The sequence below is a fragment of the Candidatus Wallbacteria bacterium genome, assembly GCA_028687545.1.
Classification (GTDB): domain Bacteria; phylum Muiribacteriota; class JAQTZZ01; order JAQTZZ01; family JAQTZZ01; genus JAQTZZ01.
The window spans coordinates 1-18,466 of the sequence record JAQTZZ010000056.1; the positions used below are offsets into that span (position 1 = coordinate 1).

Sequence of the window (18,466 nt, forward strand, 5' to 3'; positions counted from 1 at the left end):
TCATCGACATCCAGTCCTACATGTAGTATCCTTTTCATTGATGGCCTCCTGTTTGTAAGTGTTTATTACTTTACACTTATAGGGTAACCAGTCCCAGGTTTATAGGAGGTCATCCATATTTTCTTAGGTACTTATTTTATCTGTAAAACTTATGGATTGCAGCCTGGAAAACGTCGGCTGCAGCTTCCTTCACGGTCTCGCTGAGCGTTGGATGCGCGTGGACCATCTCGGCTATGCTGTGGACTGTGATCCTGTTTTTCATGGCAAGGCTGATCTCGTGAATCAGGTCAGGGCTGCCTTCGCCCATGGCCTGGGCTCCCAGGATCTGCCCGTCAGGGTCAGCCAGGATCTTGACCAGGCCTTCGGTTTCACCTAAAGCCTGAGCCATCGAAGATGCGGCAAAATTGAAGCTGCCGGCTTTATATGGTATCTGCTTTTCTTTCAGTTCATCCTCTGTTTTACCGACAACAGCCAGGTCCAGACTGGTAAAAACACAGGACGGGATGACACTGTAATCGAATTTTTCAGAGTGCCCGGAAATGTTTCTTACAGCGATTTCGGCCTGGGCTGAGGCCACATGCGCCAGCATCAATGGAGACGTCATGTCTCCAATAGCGTATATCCCCGGGATGTTCGTTTTCAGCGTCTCATCAGTCTTCACCCTGCCGTTCGCAAGCTCAATCCCAGAATCTGCAAGCGAAGAAACCGCTGCCTTACGACCGACTGAAAGCAGAATTTTCTCGCCTGTAACCTGTTCCCCATTCTCCAACAACAGTGAACATCCGTTTTCAGTTTTTACTTCCTTAATGCCTGCGCCTGTGATTACACGGATCCCCTGCTTTTTCAGGACCAGTGCCAGCCTTCTGACAACCTGGGAATCGAATCCAGGCAGCACTTGTTTAAAGATCTCCACAACTGTCACCTGGGAGCCGAGCGCGGCAAAAAGATGCGCGAACTCAAGGCCGATCACGCCTCCACCGATCACGATCAGACTGGAAGGGATCGAACCTAGCGAAAGAGCCTGCGAAGAATCAAGCACTCGCATCCCGTCTGCAGACAGATTGGGCAGATTTCTCGGTTCAGATCCTGTGGAAAGAATCATGTTTTCTGCCTGGACCGCTGTTTCGGCTTCTGCTGTTCTGACAATGATCTCCCGGTTCTGCAGCAGCCTCGCTTCCCCTTTCAGCACTTCCACTTTATACGATTTGAGCAGCTGTTCGATCCCCACTCTGAGGTTTTTGACGATCAGCGACTTGCGTTCCTGCATTTTTTCAAAATCCGGATATACCTGTCCCGCATTGATTCCGAATCGCGTGCTATCTTTCATTTTCTGTAAAAGCCTTGCTCCGGCGATCAGGGCTTTGGTAGGAATACAACCGAAGTTAAGGCAGGTGCCGCCCAGCTGCTCTTTTTCTATTAATACTGTCGGAATTCCTGCCTTGGCCGCAGCCAGTGCCGCCACATATCCGCCAGGTCCGGCGCCGATGATCGCTAATTTATGCATATTTCCTCCCGGAGAGACGTGCCCTGGCACGTCGTTCTGAATACGTCTATCTGGAATCTTCGGATAGGCGGGGCAAGCCCCACCCCTATAGTTTTGTCCGCTCACGGTTTGCGTGTTTAAACCGATACATACTGTGGGTGCAGGCACTATTATATCCCCTCCTGTCTGGAAAATGAAAACTGTGATAAAATATGACTTATGAAAAACCGTCTGTTTCTGGCCGCCGGTTCCCTGATCTTCCTGCTCTGGCTGTTTTTTGTCCTGATCCCGCATTACCTGGAGCAGTCAGGACTTTTGAAAACCAAGAACATCCTGATCATGACCGGCATCGTTTCCAAGGAATTTGTAGAGGGAAAAATGACTAAAATCGCCCGCTGCAGCGAATATCAGAAAAACATGGACGAGGAAAAAGGCTGGTTCAAAAACCTGGACGCCCTGATCCTCAGCCCGAGCGGTGAAGTGCGTGTGACTTCGAAAAACGGACAGGAAGACAACAAGACCGCTTCCTATACCCTCAGTGACGAAGTCAGGATCCGCAGGGGCGGTTCAACTATCAATTCCGAGATGATGATCTACCGCCAGAATCTTGATCAGGTGATTTCGCCGGGTCCGGTGAAAATTGTAGAGACCGGAGAGGTGATCACCGGAGATTTTCTGGAAGTTTATCCGAAAACAGAAAAATGGTATCTCAAGGGCAATGTAAAAATCGTACTCAAACGGGGGATGAAGTGAAAATTCCGTTCATGTTTCTCTGCATTCTCACAAGTTTTCTCCTTCTAGCGGAAGTTCCGGACAGCGGAGAAGTAACTGTATACGGAGACATCATGGAAGGCTACCCCGACGGAGTCAGGGTGGTAAAAGGAAATCTCAAGGCAGTTCAAGGCAAACAGATCCTCACCGGAGACTGGGGTAAATATTATGAGCAGACCCAGATCGTCGAGGCTTACGGACAGGTAAAACTGGATGATCCCGGCTATACGCTTACCTGCGGCATGATCATGTCTTTTTTCAGCGAGAAACGGGGAGTTGCCAAGCAGAATCCGGTAGTGATCGAAAAAGTACCGCTGGCAGAGGGAACAGGGGAAATATCCATGGTCCCGATCCGGGAAAAATACATGCGGCTTACAGCCAGGGAAATTACTTCATATTATGAGGAAGACAGGATGGTGGCCAACGACAATGTAATCGTGGAAGAGCATTTTTTCAGTAACTTTCAAAAACCCGGCAAACCGGAAATCTCCTCCACCCTGAACTGCCAGTCACTGGAAATGTTTCTGAAGGAAAACAAAAGCATTGCCCGCGGCAATGTAATGATGAAGTCCGAAGACATCACTGCTTATGGAGATGAGGCTGTTTACTATAATGATGAAGATAAACTGATACTCACTGGGAACGCCAAAGCCCTTCAGCAGATCCCTGGATCAGGCAAGCAGAATCAGGTGAGCGGCGAAAAGATCATCTATTTCATGAAAGATGGCCGCACTGTAGTATTGAAAGGCCGCGCAGACGTTTATCCGGGGAATGATGCGGGTAGCAATCCTAATCCGGGCACAAACCCGAGCCAGAACCCAAGCCTTAGCCCGAGTTCAAGCCCGAGCCTGAGCCCGAATCCGAGCCTGAGCCCGAGCCAGAGCATAAGTCCAGGTCCGGACACAAGTCCACGACCGGGTACAAGCCAGAATCAGGGTACAAGTTCGAGTCCGGGGGTAAGCATTGCAAAGCCTTTCGACAAATAAAATCGTTAAGATTTTTTCCCGCCGCAAAGTAGTGAACGAAGTTTCTATGGAAGTCAGGCGTGGAGAAGTGGTGGGCATTCTCGGTCCAAACGGTGCCGGAAAAACCACGACATTCTATATGATCGTAGGACTGATCACCCCGGATTCAGGAAGAGTGATGATCGACAACACTGAAATCACTTCCTGGCCCATGTATAAAAGGGCCCGCCAATGCATCGGCTACCTGGCCCAGGAACCATCCATCTTCAGAAAGCTTACTGTGCGGGAGAACATTTCCGCAATCCTGGAATTCATGAACCTTCCTGTCGACGAAATCCGAATCAGGACAGATGCTCTGTTGGAAGAGCTGAGCATCACAAATTTAGCAGACAGCGTTGCCTATACTCTCTCTGGAGGTGAACGGCGCAGGGCAGAAATAGCCAGATCGCTTGCCACTGAACCGGCTTTCATGCTGCTGGACGAACCGTTTGCCGGGGTAGATCCGATCGCAGTGGCCGACATTCAGGAAATTGTGAAGCAGTTAAAAAAACGCGGGCTGGGAGTCATCATCACTGACCATAATGTCCGCGAAACACTGTCCATCACCGACCGTTCCTACATCATCAACCAGGGGGAGATACTGATTTCGGGAACAGCCGAGGAAATCGCAGACAGCGAAGTGGCCCGCAAAATCTATCTGGGGGAGAAATTCAGGCTATGACGTTCAACTCTTTTGTGCGCTTGTTCTTTCTGATAGTGCTCTCCGGATTTCTGGCCTATCTGGGCGATCTTCTCGGATACCGGCTGGGCAAGAAAAGACTCAGCCTGTTTTCATTGCGCCCCAAAATCACAGCCCAGCTGATTGCAGTTGTCACTGGAATCATGATCATGGTTTTCACACTGATGTTCGCAGCTTTCATTTCCGAAGATGTCAGGGTAGCGCTTTTCAACATCGATAAATTGATCGACCAGCAGAAGGAACTGATCGGCAGAAACGAAGAGCTTAACAAGCAGAATCTGGATCTGCGGGAAAGCAGCAAGCTGCTCCAGGACAGTATTAACGACAAAATAAAAAAAATTCAGGAACTCGAAGAGAGCGTAGCCCAAAAAAAGGAAGGCGAACTGGCATTTTCGGCTGGAGAAGTCATCGGTTACAGAGCTCTGAACCCGGCACAGCCCGATCAGGTGCTGCTTGAGGAATTCAAAAAGCTTGTCACACAGATAGTTTCCATGTCCAAAGCCCGGGGAGCCATCCCCAGGGAGTTCCAGGTGATCTGGAATGAATCTCAGGATCAGCGCGACAAACTTCTGGAATTCTGTAAAAAAGTCGCCCAGGACCGTTCCCAGCTGGTTGTGATTGTGCACTGCCAGCAGAATGTTTTCAAAGGCGAGGAAATGGGCAAAATTTCTTTCACTGTCGAAAAAAATCAGGTGGTTCTGGCAGGAGATTACCTCTATTCCATCAAAAATTTCGTAATCGACGGCTGCAACACCAGGGAAGAGATTTCTCTCTTTCTGCGCTATTTTTTCAACCAGCTGGACGGATTTTTGAAAGACAAGGGCATGGTGGAACGGACAATGATCAATGAACTGGATTTTTACGATACAGTCAATTATATCAAACGGCTGGGAGAGAAGGTCCAGCTTTACATCTATTTCAAGGATGACCTCTATCTCTACGAACAGGATCTCGCCACAAAGTACAAACTGGTGATCGAAAAACTCAGCGACAACAAACCGGAAAAGGTAAACCGGGAACGCAGCAATTCCGGTAACACAGCAGAGGTCGACACTCTGGAAAAAGGTGTTCAGTAACAATGGACATTTTTCAGTCTTTCCTCAGAAAATTTCAGGCTCAGGTCATAGAATCGTTTCTCAACCTGCAGAAAAAACACAGAAGTTTTCTGATCATGAGTCCTTCCCGATATTTAAACAGCCGTTTTGCGTCTCATCTGGCAGAATCGCTGTGGGGATTGGAATCTCACTCCATTCCGGCAGACTGGCTGATCGTCAGAAAAGAACGAGCTAATAACATTTCCGTCGAGGACGCGAGAAAAATCCGCGAATTCATCCAGTTCAAACCCCTCACAGGAAAAGGAAAGATAGTGATTATCGAAGATGCCGATACGCTTTCGATCGAAGCACAGAATGCTCTGCTCAAGCCGATCGAGGAGCCTCCGCCCGGTGTGAACTTCCTGCTCTGCGCAAGGAACAGAGACAACCTGCTTCCCACGATCAATTCCCGCGTCTCCCTAATCAGGCCTGTGCTGCCACAAAAGAATAAAGCGGCGGAATTCCTTTCTGATTTTCTGGATTCTAAGGAAGTGGCGCTGCTGCAAGAGTGGTTTCTGGTTGATCCGGTCGAATTGTTTGCACTGGACCCGGGGACTCAGGCCTCATCATTATCCGAAAGAGGAGCCGAACTCATCCGGAGCGGAAAAATCCATGGCCTTTACGATCTCCTGACCAAAGAAGAATATTCAGGATGGCTTTCAGATCACCTGGAGGCAAGGGTCGGCATGTTTCACCTTTCATTCTACAGCGCAGTTTTCTTTCTAAGCATTTACATGCTGCAAGCCATTCCGGATCGGCTGCATGGTTTTCAGCTTATCTCCAGAAGCATCGATCAGATTGAGGAAGCGAATGCGTCATATCTCAAGCAGAAGGAGTCCGGAAAAGAGGAGTTGGAAGCAGTGATGAAGGATTTCGTTTATCCGCTGTTTTTGCTGCAACTTTCGGAATTTATCAAGAAAAAGGACAAGTCCGCCAATCCGGTCTGTGCGTTATCCAAAATCGAACAGTGGTTTGTGAATAAGAATCTGAAATTTCTGCCTTTTTACGAAGATCTTCTGCTGATGATCTGAAAAATCAGTTGATCTTTTGAGATACAAGCCATTCTGAATAATACTTAAGAATCCATTCCTTGGCAGCCTGATACTCTCCGATATCATGACCGCATTTCTCACTCTCAATCCACTTGTAACGGTTGATTTCCTCAACTGCTTTCCGGTTCAGGTCGCTAAGATTAATCACTTCTTTCGGCACTACTTCCTCCAAAAAAGCTCTCTGCCTCAAGTGGATTATAACTAAAATTGCCTCTCCTGTCAAACGGGAAATCAAGGAATTCATTCTCCAGCTTCAATACAGTTTAGCCTTGAACTTTCGAATGTTGCGCCGCTCGACCTCGAACACATATCCAATCACGCTGCGGCGGATTGTTTCGTTGATATCAATGAATAACAACCCGTATTTGTAATAACATTTTCTGCCTCTTGATACCTGAATCACATGCATGATCTTGCTTTTGATCCTGTAATCAGTATCGCCGAGTTTGAAACTGGACAGAATTACCTGATCTTTCTGCAGGATGGCGGGAGTGCGCATCAAAATCCCGCCTCCGCTCAAATCGACCGAAAAACCACGTTTCAAAACAGGGACGAGGATCTCCTTGTCTTCAAGATCAGTCTTCTGCATGTAAGAGAGGTAGTTGACGGGAAAGGATGTACTGATCCGGACATAATTCCGCCGCTGCACCCGCAAGATCTTTTCAGGCATTAAAAGAGCAAAGACCTCACGGTTTTTATCAAGACCGGTGCGCTGGATTCTGCCGTTGAACGTATAGACAGCTCCAGGCTCGTTCTCAAGTATGAAGTTGATATACACAAGCGTCTGAGGCCAGAGCTTCATGCTCTTCCCAGACTGGTACGGCATTTCAAAGAATATTTCCTTTTCGCGATGGACTTGGACCACTCTGGAAAGGTAATTTCCCTTGAAAAGCCCGGCCATTACCGATATTTCCACTGGCAGGTTCGAGATAATCTTTTTCAGGTACTCCGGTTTACTTTCAGTTGCCCGTACCGGAGGTCCTTTGTCTTCCAGTGCCATCTTCAATCCATCTCGAAAAAATGCCGGGCATTGCCGGTAGTCTTATCTGCAAGCTGATCAGCAGGCATCGAAAGTATTTCGGCGACCCGCTTCAGGATCAGTGTAAGCAGTGCGGGTTCGTTCCGCTTTCCGCGGAAAGGTACAGGAGTCATATAGGGAGAATCGGTTTCCAGCAGCAAGTGCTCTGCACCGATTCTTTGGAGTACCTCGAGCGGTTTTCTGGCATTCTTGAAAGTGACTGCTCCTCCCAGGGCAAGGTAGTACCCCTTTTTCAGATATTCTTCGGCCATTTCGGCAGAACCGGAAAAGCAGTGCAGCAGCGTAGGTCCATCGTGCTCAAAAAGAATCTCACGGGTTTCCAAAGCAGCTTCCCTGGAATGCACAACTATTTTCTTCCCGAGTTCCCGCGCCATTTCAAGCTGGCGGACAAAAACCGAGCGCTGCAGATCTCTTGGTGAATTATCATAATGATAGTCGAGCCCGATTTCACCTAATGCCAGAACCTTGGGATGCGAAAGCGCTGATTTCAGCCAGCTGTAATCATCTTCACTTATCCCTTTGGCTTCGTGTGGATGAAAACCGATCACAGCAAAAATGTTCGGATTTTTATCAGCAAGTTCGATGGTTTCCTGAGAGGATTTCCTGTCAAATCCCACATTGATCACAGTCTCCACTCCCGCTTCAGTGGCTCTTTTCAGTACATCCGTCAGGTCGGAGGCAAATTCGGACATGTTCAAATGCGCATGGGTGTCAATGAGCAGCATCTGCCAGCTTCGTCAATTCTTCCCCGGTAACGTGCAGTTTGATGCTGCCGCGATCATAGGCGCTGACAAAAGCCTCCACCACCCGCGGATCAAACTGGCTGCCCGAGCAGTTCCTGATCTCCTTCAAAGCTATCTCGACCGGCAGTCCCTTACGGTAAGGTCTGTCTGAAGTCATGGCGTCGAAAGTGTCCGCCACCGCTATGATGCGCGCACCGAGTGGAATCGCTTCACCCACCAAGCCATCAGGATATCCTTTTCCGTCGAAACGTTCGTGATGATGTCTGACCAGCAGGGTTACATCCTTGAGAAAATCAATGGATTTGAGTATCTCAAAGCCGATCACAGGATGCTTTTTAATGCTGCCGAATTCTTCATTGGTCAGCCGCCCGGGTTTATTAAGGATCTGCTCCATGACTCCGATTTTTCCGATGTCATGCAGCAGACCCGCATATTCAAGTTTTTCGATTTCAGCCTGTGATAATTTCATCTCCCGGGCGATCGGGATCGTATATTCAGTTACAGCTGTGGAATGCCCGCTCGTATATTTGTCTTTAGCGTCAATGGCTGCGGAAAGAGCCCTGACGGTCGAAATATAGCTCTTATGCATGTTTTCATACAGACTCGCGTTCTCGATGGCGATGGCAGCCTGGGAAGCCATGGTCATGGCCATTTCCAGGTCTGAGTCGTTGAATTCCCGTCCATTGATCTTATTGTTGACAGAGAGTACTCCGATCACTTCGTCCTTGATCTTCAGCGGCACGCAGACCAGCGAATTAGTCCGGTATTTTTTCTCCTGGCTCCTTACATGCGCAAATCGCGGATCTAGATCGATATCCTTGATCAGCAGGTTTTCACCAGTCTTAGCCACATATCCAACGATGCGGTCTCCGACCTTGATATTGGAGCGTTGAGCCACCTCTTCGGTCATTCCACGGTAAATCTTGGGAACCAGCAGCTGGTTTTCCTTGTCCAGCAGGAACAGCGTGACTATTTCAACTTTCAGGAGATTTGTGGCAATATCAAGGATCATGTTCAGCAGCCGTTCAAGGTCCAGAATTGAGTTGAGTGCTTTGGAGATGATCTGGAAATTGTTGATTTCGATCAGTTTTTCTTCGAGTTTCTGGTTGATGTCGATCAGGAAGGATTTGAGCTGTTTCACATCATAGAAAATATCGATCATCATGATGAAAAGAACTGAAAGCACAACGATTCTCTGGACGGAAAGCAGCGCAGGAGTGAAATCCGTGGTCAGAAAGATGAGTGAGAGCAGCTGGAAAAAGCCCAGTGCCACCAGATACCAGTCAATGTTCAGCGCCAGAGGGTTGAAAAGCAGGTTGTAAATCCTGACTTCTTTGCGCTTCAGGATCTGCAGGGCCAGGTAGAAAAAAAGCAGCAGAGAAATCAGCAGAGCGGCAATCCCCTGTCCTGACCGATAAAGGAGCAGACAGCTTTCCGCGGTCAGCAGAGAGAAGACGAAGATGATTGTAGCATGTAGTTTAGCCAAACGGCATCTCCAATTCACTCATTTTTAATAATCTCAGTGGAAAACTTGATTACCCGGTTTCTCCCATTTTCTTTAGCATAATAAAGAGACCTGTCCGCACATTCGATCAGGTTCTTCTTTTCGGTGGCGTCTTTCCCGTATTCCGACACGCCTATTGAAATCGTAATGGGGACCTTTTTCCCATCCACCATGAATTCATATTCTTCAACCGATTTCCGGATGCGTTCGGCCGGTATCATCGCCTCATCCTTACCGATTCCAGGGCAGATCACGGCAAACTCCTCGCCTCCGTAACGGGCAACCATGTCGAATTCCCTGACGCTGCTTTCCAGCAGTCTGGATACTGTCCGCAGCACCCTGTCTCCAACCTGATGTCCGTAAGTGTCGTTGAAGCTCTTGAAATGGTCGATGTCTGTAATCATCATCGAGAATGGCTTGTTGGAATACCTTGATCGCTCTATCTCGGAGTCCATTTTCTGCTGGAAATACTGATGGTTGTAAAGCTTGGTCAGCCCATCTGTGACCGCCTGGCGGTAAAGTTTGGCATTGTCGATGGCGATCGCTGCATGTATGCTGAGAGCCCTGAAAAGATCCAGGTCTTTTTTATCGAAGGAGTAGGCTACCTTCTTCCTGACATTCACTACTCCAAGAATTTTATCCTTGGCGATCAGCGGTGCAGACATCAGACACCCTTCTTCCACTGATCTGCCCTTGAGTTCAGCGAATCCAGGCTCTTTCTTGGTATCAAAGATAATCAGTTCTTTCCTGATCCTGAAAACCCAGCCGACAATCCCTTCGCCCGGTGAGACCCTGGTGTTTCGCACGACATCCGGCGGCAATCCGTAAGAAGCTTCGATCGTCAGCTCGGAACTTGTATCGTCGAAAAGCATGATGGAACCTGTGTCGGCATCCAGAACCTGGATATTCTTGTCCAGAATTTTTTTCAGCAACTGGCGGTAATCAAGCACAGAAGAAATGTCTTTGGAGACCTCGATCAGAATTTCCATTTCGTCGATCTTCTTGCGCAGGTCGATTCTCATTTTATCGAACTGTTCAGTCAATTCGCCGATTTCGTCATTGCTGCTGACTGTAAGCGACGTGGCCAGGTCTCCTCTTGCGATGTTCTGGGCTCCGATCACCAGTTTTTTCAGGGAAGCCGTGAAGTTGTGCGCCAGATACATGCTGATGAAAATAGCAATCAGAAAGCTGATCAGCAGCATATAGACAGCCTGATGAAACATTATATAAACTTTCTGATACGCTTCGTCAGATTCCTGCTCAACAATCACTCCCCAGTTGATCCTCAGATATTGTTTGAGTTCCTTCGAAGAGTAATAGTCTTTGAGCTTGGCATAGGCAGAGAGAAAATACTTCGCCCGCTCGCTGTCTTTGAATTCATTCCTGCCGCCGCCGCTCTGGCTGTTGAAGACCATGCGGGCAGCCGGATGGGTCTGCATCGGCCTGCAGATGACTTCCTGGCTGTTGGAGTGTGCCATCAGCCTGAAATTGTCGTCGATCACGAAAGCGAAGCCTGTGTGTCCTATCTGGATGCGGTTCACGATCGGCCAGATCTCCGTAAGATTGAGCTTGGCGATTATCACACCAACAAGTTGATACAGTTCATTCCGAATTTGAAATCCCATGTAGAGATACGGATAGGTTTTACCCCAGCGGGTAAAAAAAACCGGAGAAATGTATCCATGACTCTCACCGAAATAAAAAATCATCTGCCAGATCTGCGTAATTTCTTCCATTTCTTCTTTTTTTTCGGTGGTCAGGACATAGCCTTCTTTTTTCTTGATGGAAAGGCCGTCATAATCGGTAGAAATAAGGTAAAGTTCATCAAAAATCTCGAAATTTTCCACCAGGGATTTCAGTGAATGTTTGGCAGTTTCAAATTCCATCTTTTTCACTGAAGGATTTCTGATAGCGGTTTCGATGATGTTCTGCGCATTTTTGACGATCTGGTTGAGTTCCTGGGCTACGATATTGGCAATTTCAAGGTTCTGCTCGAGAACATTGTCTGTGATGGCGCTCTTGATTTCCATGACTGCGCCGTATCCTAGAAAAATCAAAGGAATAACCGCAATTCCAACGAAGGTGATGAGGAGCTTGGTGCGTAACGGGATTCTAATCGCTTTTTCAGTCATGCAGGGATTCCATCTTTAAAAAAACCTCGACTTATTTTATCAGAGTAATGTACTCAGAGGCAAATCACAGGCTGTTGAAAAACGGCCATCTGCTTCGTTGCACTCAACCTTGGTCAGTCACCGTACGTTTCAAGTGCGTCTTGACCAATAACTGCTTTATTGGTTTAGACGCACTAGATACGTTTCCTTCCCGCGGTTTCGTGCACCTTGCATCTGACCATTTTTGAACAGCCTGCTCTTGAAATGGTTTTTTCAACAAACTGATCAAAACTCACCTCTAGTTTTCGGAAAGGGTCGCCACAAAAGCTTCCAGTCTCATTAACTGCTGAGGCGATACTTTTCCGGGTTGTTCTCCTTCCAGGTACAGAGTTGGAAGTTTCAGTTCCCTGCGCATGATGAAAGGTTCAAGCTGCCTGTGGCAGAAACTCTGAAGGTAATGTACGAGCCCCCGGAGTTTTCTGATCCTGGATTCCTTTTTTATATCGGCAATTCTATTCATTACTGAATAGGGATACGTATAATGGAGATATGCATTGATAAATCCAGTGAGATCTGAGCCAAGTGAAAACTGCCTTGGGATTTCGCAGAAAACCACCCTGGCACCTAAATTTTCCAGCACCTCCAGGAGATCATCCATGATCGGTGGAACCCCGGTCAGACCAATGGGAATTTTTTTTTCACTCTCATTTTCCGGCTGATAGACCAGCTCAAGTTTTTTTCTGAAACTTTCAGGATCACCCCCGAAATCTGAAGAGGAAACCAGCAGATCAAAATACTGCCGCGAGTGAATCGACTTTAGTGTGTAAACCATGGCATCGATTTCCTGCAAGCGGTGCCGCAACGGCAGCAGGTCGAAAAAGACTGCTTCGGCCTGAGAGTAAGTAACTCCCAGATAAGACGAGAATCTGTCGATTTCCTGTCTCAGCTCTCCCGCGCTTTTTGATCTCGGATAAGAAAAAAAGTAAACGTCAATTCCCAGAAATTCGAAAATCTCGCCCAATGAAACGCAGTTTGAACAATCGCCAGGAAGCGGTATCACCACCCTCTTCAGTCCCATCAACCTGGTTACCGCATATACTCCCTTCACCCAGCTGCAGATGTTGCGGGGCAGCCCCTCGGACTCTGCCGAGGCGATTAAAGCTGCCGGATCATGCCGATTTATGAATACATTGTTCAGGTCAAGCGGAGTCAGCCCTGCTGCCAGGATCGGTTCCACAGGTATCATAGTGGTCATTCCGACTATCTTATTTTCAGCCATTTGTGTATCTGAGGAAGGATTCTTACCCGCGGGAAAAGGGAAAGAATCTCAGGCATTAATTCAAGGCATTTAGTAAAACCAGCTTGAAGATTGTTCGAATCAGGCTGCAGGATAAATTCGCATCTGTTGAAATCCGTGAAATTCTCAAGATAGTGCAATATTTTGCCGGATTCGCCGCATCCGACGACCAGCTTGAAATAAAGCCTCTTCCGGCTGGATAACTCGGCAAATTCGATCTGCTGCTCGAGCAGTCCGGCTTCAGGCTTGAGATCCATACTGATAATGTCGAGGTATCTTAAGATGCCGGACAGATCAAACGGCAGTGTCCCGTTCGTTTCCAGCAGCACCCTTTTTCTGAGCTTGAGAAAAAGAGGCAGGAACTCAGCGATGAATTCAGCCTGCAGAAGAGGTTCTCCTCCGGTCAGACAGCAGGTCGAATAGCCTGTGGAAGGACATGCGCTCAGCAGTTCTTCCGGCTCGAGCTGCAGGGTGGCCCGATGCTCCGTGTCGCAGTAACTGCAGGCCAGATTACAGCCGGAAAATCGGATAAAAAAATGAGGCTCCCCTGCAAAAACACCTTCGCCCTGAATCGACTGAAACAGTTCGCAAAGGCGGGCTTTCATCTAGGAATAACCTTGCAGCAGGCTTTCCTGATGGAATTATGCTCGTCCCGATAGATCCTGCATGCTTCCTGCGCCAGTTTGAAAGGCTTCACCTTCAGATCCGACAACCCGGCCGCTGCCACCGGACATCCAGCAGTTTCAATGTTCAGGCCGAAATGGATCAGCGCCGAAACCGGCGAAACAGTTGCGATCGACACGGAAAGTTTACCTCCGCGATAGTAAAGATCGTCTCCTTCCCGCCTGACGCCAGCGGGAAGCAGCTCCCGGATGATTGCTGCAAAAAGCCTCTGCCTGGCGACAGCTTCCGCTAAACCCATCCCGAAATGTTCCAGCAGAAAATGCAGCATTTTCGGGCTGTAGATGAAATCCCGATTCAGGCTGTCCTCAAGGTCGACAAGCTGTTCACGGACTTCACATTCTCCTGCAAATGCCACCAGGGCGTCACCGAGCAGCCCGAAATTTCTGTATATGAAATGCGGGGAAAGTTCAGCTCCGGTGTATTTGAGCTGTTTCTTATGCAATAAAATCTGCATCGAATCGAGCTGAAACTTCACTCTGCCTCCCGATTTTCCGGAATGCCCTGATCGCCCTCAGGCAGCTTTCGCATCTGCCGCACATTTTACTCCCTCCTGCATAGCAGGAATAAAACAAGTCGTATCCGTCATGATCGCGGATTATACCAGCAATCTCGTCTTTTTTCATCTTAATTACAGGGGTCAGCATCCGGACCGAGCTGGAAGTGCTGATTTTGAAAAAAGCATTCGCAGCTTCTACAAATTCAATGGTATTATCGGGAAAAGTCTCTCCCTCTTCGCTGTTAAATCCGGCTCCCACACGCTCAATTCCAGCTGCTTCCGCAATCGATGCCGCTATGTTCAAGAAAAGACCGTTCCGGTTGGGAAGCCAGACTGCAGCAGCGGATTTTTTCAGGGCCGTTTTGTCCTCCAGATCCAGATCCTGTGGAATTCCCGCTTGAGCTCCGGTCAGCGGAGATAAATTTGAAATTGATCTGTACCATGGCAGTGTCACCTGATGAAGCTTGCATAGATATTTTTCTGCCACGGCGTTTGCATGTTTCCGTTCCATGCGCAAGGCTTTCTGGCCATATGAAATAAAGAGCAGTTCGATCGGATGTTCCGCTTTTAAAAGATAAAAAGCAGCCAGGGAATCCAATCCACCTGAGAAAAGGTGCAGCACCTTTTCATTCGCAATATTCGACATAACAATTTTCACTTTCCCAGATGCGGACTGAGACCAGCTTGCAATCAGGATATTTCTGTTGAATCAGAAGATTGATTTTGGAATAACAGATCCGGCTGATGTTTTCAGAAGAGGGGGATAATTCCTTGAAATCAGCGAGATCATTCAAAAGAAAATGATCGTAATCAGAAATTGCAGAGATCACAATTTTTTTCAGTTCCTTGAAATCAATCAGGATTCCAAATTCATCCAGAGTGTTTCCCTGTACAAATGCCTCCACAAAAAAATTGTGCCCGTGCATTCTCCGGCATTCATGAGGATATCCCGGCAAAAAATGTGCAGCTGAAAACTTTTCCTTGATCTTTAAGGTATACATGTCACCTCTCTACTTGAAAATCTCAAAATATCTCCGCCCGATCAGTTCAGCCACATAATCATCAAATGCTTCACCCGGCACGCGCATGCCTTCTGGAAGCATCCTTTTCAAACCTCTGGGAGGATGCTCTTCGAAATATTTTTTCCTGCCTTCCAGGGTGGAATTTGTTTCGTTCACTTTAATCAACTCCAAACCCAGTTTTTCCAAGATCACCCAGGCACTTTTCATGGCAGTTCCGTCCCCCATTACGATCACTTTCACTCCAAACTCAGTCACCAGCGATTCTGCTGATTTGAACAGGTCCTCATTTGAGACAATTTGCCTGAAAAAACAAGAAGTGCGGGACAGCACTGCCAGCCCGCACTTTTCTGAACCCGGATCAACTGCAAGTATGATCATTCAGCACTCATTACTTCTTTGTTGATTTTTTCCACAGCCTGATTCAGTGCATCTTCCACTGACTTTTTTCCGTTCAGAGCAGCTTCCATTTCAGGATTGATAATTTCTTCGATTCGTCCATATCCTTTTAAAGGAGGCCTTGGAGCAGCAGTCTTCATCTGTTCCATAAAAGTACCCAGAATCGGATCCTTCTGTACTTCACTCGTGCCAAAAGCTTTAAGGTTGGTGGGAACCTGAGAAAGCTGTGAAGCCCATTTTCCCTGGAACTCATTGCCTGTGATATATCTCAGAAGACTGTATGCTTCTTTGGGGTACTTGCAGGATTTAAAAATAACCATGTCTGAACCGCCGACATTGGTAGAAGTCCCCTTGGATCCGGCCGGGATCATGGCAACGCCGAAGTTTACTCCAGACTTCTGAAAATTCTTGACATTCCAGGGGCCCATGAAAATCATGGCATACCGTCCGTTGAGAAAGCCCACTTCCGGGTTAATCGCCCCTGGAATCCAGGCACCACCTTCCACCTTTTCCTTCAGATACAGGTCCACCTTGAACTGAAGGGCTTTGATCGCCTGCTCCTTGTTCAGGAGACAGGTCTTGCCGTCCTCGCTGATAAATTCAGCTCCAAATGTGTTAAAAAACGGAAAAGACCACCAGAGGCTGTTGTCCATGCCAAAACCGTATTGATTGTTTTCGGGTCTGGTAAGAGCTTTAGCCGCGGTCAGAAATTGATCCCAGGTCTGAGGTGGTTTAGCAGGATCAAGACCGCACTTCTGAAAAAGATCCTTGTTGTAGAAAAGACAGACTCCTGTGATTTGATCGGGAAGCCCGTAAATTTTGCCTTTATAGATATTCGAATAAAGGGCTGCCTTGACGAATTCACTTTCCAGTTCGCGTACTCCAAATTCATCCAGTGCCAGGACAGCATCGTTGGAAACGAGCTCAGCCAGAAAACCGGTATCGATCCTGCCGAGATCAGGGGCTCCTTCCACTGTAAGCGAGGTCCGGTATTTAGCTTCATGCCCGACCCACGGGATCTGCGAAACCTTGATTTCTATCCCGGGATTTCTGTCCTGATAATCCTTGATCAATTTTTGGAACAGCTCATGTTCTTCATTGTTATAGCTTTCCCAGACATTCAAGAGAATCTTCCCATTGCTGACTGTTTTTTCGCCACCGCATCCTGCGATGAACAGAACGGCTAGCAGACATGCCAGAATTCTCATTTTCCCTCCTTGTTCCTCAGAAACTGTCCATTTCATTCTTTGACCGCACCCTGAGTCATGCCTTCGATGAAAAACTTCTGGGCGAACCAGAACATTATGGCGATCGGGATAATCGAAAAACAGGAAGCTGCCATCATCAATTCCCACTCATTGGCATGCGGCCCTCTGAACAATGCAAGACCCACCGGCAATGTCCGGATATTCTGGGTCAGACCGGGGTCGCTGACTACCAGCTGCCAGAGAAAATTTGACCAGTGAAAGAGGAAGGTCATCAGAAACAATGTGGCTACAACTGGAAAAGCCAGCGGAATGATCACGCGACGGAAGATCTGCCATTCGCTGGCTCCATCGATTTTGGCTGCTTCGATCAGTGAAGTGGGAATTGTCTCAATGAACTGGCGCAGCAACAGAACGCCGAACACTGAAGCCAGATGAGGAATAATCATGGCTTTGTAAGTATTGTACCAGCCCATTTTCACTATGATCACAAACTGGGGGATCATGTACATCATGCCAGGGATCATCATGGTGGATAACAGGAGATAGTAAATTTTTTGTCTGCCCCAGAATTCTTTTTTAGCAAAGACATAACCTGCCATGGTGGCAAAAAAGGTGGCAAAAAAGGCTGCAGTCCCTGCGACAAATAAGCTGTTCAAGAAATAAACGCTGAAATTCATGCCCTGCCAGACCTTGATGAAATTCTCCCGGGTGTACATTGTGGAAAAGTCACTCAGATTGTGGGGGAAAAGCTGGAACTTCAGGGCTGTTCCAGGAATTTTAAAGGCAGTGCAGATCATCCAGATGAAGGGGTAAGTTACTAAAATCCCGGTGGCAGTCAGAGCAAGGTAGAGCACCGTTCTCTTCAGATAAAACCAATTATCCTTTTTGATGACGCTCAATCTTTCCTCCGGAACAACCAGTTGTTGAAAAGTGAGATGGTGACAGTGATGACCAGGAGTACATATGACATCGCCGCCGCATAACCGTACTGATGATTCTCCCATTTCTGGAACAGGTAATAACCGGTCAGTTTTGTTGCTCCCAGAGTGTTTTTCCCGAGCAGCACCACTGGGCCACCACTGTCGGTCATGGCATAGATTTCAGTAAATGCATTGAGTGCGGCCATGGTTCCCGTAATGATCATGAACAGAATCACAGGAGAAAGAAGGGGAATGGTAATTTTGGTGAATTTCTGCCAGTTGGATGCTCCGTCGATTTCAGCTGCTTCAAAAATGCTTTCAGGAATATTCTGCAGGGCAGCCAGGAACAGGATCATGCCGAAACCGGCTCCTTTGAGCACCATGGCTACAGCTATCCCCGGGAGTGCGGTCCAGGGGTTGCCGAGAATTCCTCCCTGCAGTGTGATCCCAAAATGTTCCAGCAGGTTCGTCACCATTCCTCCGCTGGTGTAAAGGAGTTTCCAGATAATGCCGACAACCAGCAGATCCAGCACATTCGGCAGGAAATAGACACTGCGGAAAATCATTTTTCCAGGAAGCCGGTTGTTGAGAAGCAGAGCGAGCAGCAGCGAGAATCCGATTCCGGTAGGAATCGTCAGCGCTGCGTAATAAAATGTCATCAGCAGCGACCACCAGAATTCTGCGTCTGCGAACAGCTCCTGGTAATTCTTCAATCCCACAAAACGCAGACCAGTGATGGAATAACCTGTTTTCTGGCAGAGACTCAGATAAAGAGAGTAAAAAATCGGGAAAGCCAGAAAAACCATGAAAATAACTATGAAAGGAGAAAGGAAGGTGTAAGAAACTATGCTTTCCCTTGTTTCTTTTCTGATGTCTGCCATAACAGAATAATATTCAAACCAGGAATTAAATGCAAATCATCATTTCCTTTTTGACTATTGT

At 47.6% G+C, this 18,466-nt stretch carries 20 protein-coding genes; 5 read left to right on the forward strand and 15 right to left on the reverse strand.

Going from position 1 to position 18,466, the window contains the following annotated elements:
* Positions 1-136 precede the first annotated feature (136 nt).
* Entirely contained in the window at positions 137-1,504 is a 1,368-nt protein-coding gene (lpdA, locus tag PHW04_16250) for a dihydrolipoyl dehydrogenase (GenBank protein MDD2717443.1), read from the reverse strand.
* A gap of 198 nt (positions 1,505-1,702) precedes the next feature.
* On the opposite strand from lpdA, the gene lptC reads away from it, so the two are divergent.
* The 5 genes from lptC to PHW04_16275 are packed head-to-tail and all read left to right on the forward strand — an operon-like array spanning position 1,703 to position 6,083.
* Positions 1,703-2,236, forward strand: a complete 534-nt coding sequence (lptC, locus tag PHW04_16255) for an LPS export ABC transporter periplasmic protein LptC (protein MDD2717444.1) — start codon at positions 1,703-1,705, stop codon at positions 2,234-2,236.
* Positions 2,233-3,240 carry an LptA/OstA family protein gene (locus PHW04_16260; protein ID MDD2717445.1) on the forward strand — a complete coding sequence of 336 codons (1,008 nt, stop codon included), beginning with the start codon at positions 2,233-2,235 and terminating at the stop codon, positions 3,238-3,240. The genes lptC and PHW04_16260 overlap by 4 nt, the downstream gene beginning before the upstream one ends.
* Entirely contained in the window at positions 3,218-3,940 is a 723-nt protein-coding gene (gene lptB / locus PHW04_16265) for an LPS export ABC transporter ATP-binding protein (protein MDD2717446.1), read from the forward strand. The genes PHW04_16260 and lptB overlap by 23 nt, the downstream gene beginning before the upstream one ends.
* Positions 3,937-5,034, forward strand: a complete 1,098-nt coding sequence (locus PHW04_16270) for a DUF3084 domain-containing protein (protein MDD2717447.1) — start codon at positions 3,937-3,939, stop codon at positions 5,032-5,034. The genes lptB and PHW04_16270 overlap by 4 nt, the downstream gene beginning before the upstream one ends.
* 2 nt (positions 5,035-5,036) lie before the next feature.
* The gene (locus PHW04_16275; protein ID MDD2717448.1) at positions 5,037-6,083 is read left to right on the forward strand and encodes a hypothetical protein; all 1,047 of its coding nucleotides are present in this window, start codon (positions 5,037-5,039) and stop codon (positions 6,081-6,083) included.
* Positions 6,084-6,087: 4 nt separating this feature from the next.
* On the opposite strand, the gene PHW04_16280 is transcribed toward PHW04_16275, so the two are convergent.
* The 14 genes from PHW04_16280 to PHW04_16345 all read right to left on the reverse strand — a co-directional run bounded on the left by PHW04_16280 (position 6,088) and on the right by PHW04_16345 (position 18,405).
* Complete coding sequence (locus tag PHW04_16280) at positions 6,088-6,264, reverse strand: hypothetical protein (protein ID MDD2717449.1); 177 nt, start codon at positions 6,262-6,264, stop codon at positions 6,088-6,090.
* A gap of 93 nt (positions 6,265-6,357) precedes the next feature.
* A complete protein-coding gene (locus PHW04_16285; GenBank protein ID MDD2717450.1) occupies positions 6,358-7,104 on the reverse strand; it encodes a PilZ domain-containing protein in 747 nt (248 codons plus the stop codon).
* A 2-nt stretch (positions 7,105-7,106) separates the two neighbouring features.
* Complete coding sequence (locus PHW04_16290; GenBank protein ID MDD2717451.1) at positions 7,107-7,868, reverse strand: TatD family hydrolase; 762 nt, start codon at positions 7,866-7,868, stop codon at positions 7,107-7,109.
* On the reverse strand, positions 7,855-9,372 hold the full coding sequence (locus PHW04_16295) for an HD domain-containing protein (protein ID MDD2717452.1): 1,518 nt from the start codon (positions 9,370-9,372) through the stop codon (positions 7,855-7,857). The genes PHW04_16290 and PHW04_16295 overlap by 14 nt, the downstream gene beginning before the upstream one ends.
* A 14-nt stretch (positions 9,373-9,386) precedes the next feature.
* Positions 9,387-11,522, reverse strand: coding sequence for a diguanylate cyclase (locus PHW04_16300; GenBank protein ID MDD2717453.1), 2,136 nt, complete (start codon positions 11,520-11,522; stop codon positions 9,387-9,389).
* A 277-nt stretch (positions 11,523-11,799) separates the two neighbouring features.
* On the reverse strand, positions 11,800-12,780 hold the full coding sequence (locus tag PHW04_16305) for a 2-hydroxyacyl-CoA dehydratase family protein (GenBank protein MDD2717454.1): 981 nt from the start codon (positions 12,778-12,780) through the stop codon (positions 11,800-11,802).
* Positions 12,762-13,403, reverse strand: a complete 642-nt coding sequence (locus PHW04_16310) for a 7-carboxy-7-deazaguanine synthase QueE (protein ID MDD2717455.1) — start codon at positions 13,401-13,403, stop codon at positions 12,762-12,764. Before PHW04_16310 ends, PHW04_16305 begins: the two co-directional genes overlap by 19 nt.
* Positions 13,400-13,957, reverse strand: coding sequence for a DUF366 family protein (locus tag PHW04_16315; GenBank protein MDD2717456.1), 558 nt, complete (start codon positions 13,955-13,957; stop codon positions 13,400-13,402). The genes PHW04_16310 and PHW04_16315 overlap by 4 nt, the downstream gene beginning before the upstream one ends.
* Entirely contained in the window at positions 13,917-14,624 is a 708-nt protein-coding gene (locus PHW04_16320) for a 7-cyano-7-deazaguanine synthase (protein MDD2717457.1), read from the reverse strand. Before PHW04_16320 ends, PHW04_16315 begins: the two co-directional genes overlap by 41 nt.
* Positions 14,605-14,979, reverse strand: coding sequence for a 6-carboxytetrahydropterin synthase QueD (gene queD / locus PHW04_16325; GenBank protein MDD2717458.1), 375 nt, complete (start codon positions 14,977-14,979; stop codon positions 14,605-14,607). Before queD ends, PHW04_16320 begins: the two co-directional genes overlap by 20 nt.
* Before the next feature lie 9 nt (positions 14,980-14,988).
* Positions 14,989-15,378 carry a resolvase gene (locus PHW04_16330; protein MDD2717459.1) on the reverse strand — a complete coding sequence of 130 codons (390 nt, stop codon included), beginning with the start codon at positions 15,376-15,378 and terminating at the stop codon, positions 14,989-14,991.
* Positions 15,375-16,604, reverse strand: coding sequence for an extracellular solute-binding protein (locus tag PHW04_16335; protein ID MDD2717460.1), 1,230 nt, complete (start codon positions 16,602-16,604; stop codon positions 15,375-15,377). Before PHW04_16335 ends, PHW04_16330 begins: the two co-directional genes overlap by 4 nt.
* A 32-nt stretch (positions 16,605-16,636) precedes the next feature.
* A complete protein-coding gene (locus PHW04_16340; protein MDD2717461.1) occupies positions 16,637-17,503 on the reverse strand; it encodes a carbohydrate ABC transporter permease in 867 nt (288 codons plus the stop codon).
* The gene (locus PHW04_16345) at positions 17,500-18,405 is read right to left on the reverse strand and encodes a sugar ABC transporter permease (protein ID MDD2717462.1); all 906 of its coding nucleotides are present in this window, start codon (positions 18,403-18,405) and stop codon (positions 17,500-17,502) included. The genes PHW04_16340 and PHW04_16345 overlap by 4 nt, the downstream gene beginning before the upstream one ends.
* Positions 18,406-18,466: the final 61 nt, after the last annotated feature.

Bases quoted from the DNA above. Each gene is read 5' to 3' on its own strand.
- PHW04_16330 (MDD2717459.1), bottom strand. From the start codon at position 15,378: ATGATCATACTTGCAGTTGATCCGGGTTCAGAAAAGTGCGGGCTGGCA.
- lpdA (MDD2717443.1), bottom strand. From the start codon at position 1,504: ATGCATAAATTAGCGATCATCGGCGCCGGACCTGGCGGATATGTGGCG.
- PHW04_16345 (MDD2717462.1), bottom strand. From the start codon at position 18,405: ATGGCAGACATCAGAAAAGAAACAAGGGAAAGCATAGTTTCTTACACC.
- PHW04_16275 (MDD2717448.1), top strand. From the start codon at position 5,037: ATGGACATTTTTCAGTCTTTCCTCAGAAAATTTCAGGCTCAGGTCATA.
- PHW04_16310 (MDD2717455.1), bottom strand. From the start codon at position 13,403: ATGAAAGCCCGCCTTTGCGAACTGTTTCAGTCGATTCAGGGCGAAGGT.
- lptC (MDD2717444.1), top strand. From the start codon at position 1,703: ATGAAAAACCGTCTGTTTCTGGCCGCCGGTTCCCTGATCTTCCTGCTC.
- PHW04_16300 (MDD2717453.1), bottom strand. From the start codon at position 11,522: ATGACTGAAAAAGCGATTAGAATCCCGTTACGCACCAAGCTCCTCATC.
- PHW04_16335 (MDD2717460.1), bottom strand. From the start codon at position 16,604: ATGAGAATTCTGGCATGTCTGCTAGCCGTTCTGTTCATCGCAGGATGC.
- PHW04_16290 (MDD2717451.1), bottom strand. From the start codon at position 7,868: ATGCTGCTCATTGACACCCATGCGCATTTGAACATGTCCGAATTTGCC.
- queD (MDD2717458.1), bottom strand. From the start codon at position 14,979: ATGTATACCTTAAAGATCAAGGAAAAGTTTTCAGCTGCACATTTTTTG.
- PHW04_16320 (MDD2717457.1), bottom strand. From the start codon at position 14,624: ATGTCGAATATTGCGAATGAAAAGGTGCTGCACCTTTTCTCAGGTGGA.
- PHW04_16305 (MDD2717454.1), bottom strand. From the start codon at position 12,780: ATGGCTGAAAATAAGATAGTCGGAATGACCACTATGATACCTGTGGAA.
- PHW04_16270 (MDD2717447.1), top strand. From the start codon at position 3,937: ATGACGTTCAACTCTTTTGTGCGCTTGTTCTTTCTGATAGTGCTCTCC.
- PHW04_16285 (MDD2717450.1), bottom strand. From the start codon at position 7,104: ATGGCACTGGAAGACAAAGGACCTCCGGTACGGGCAACTGAAAGTAAA.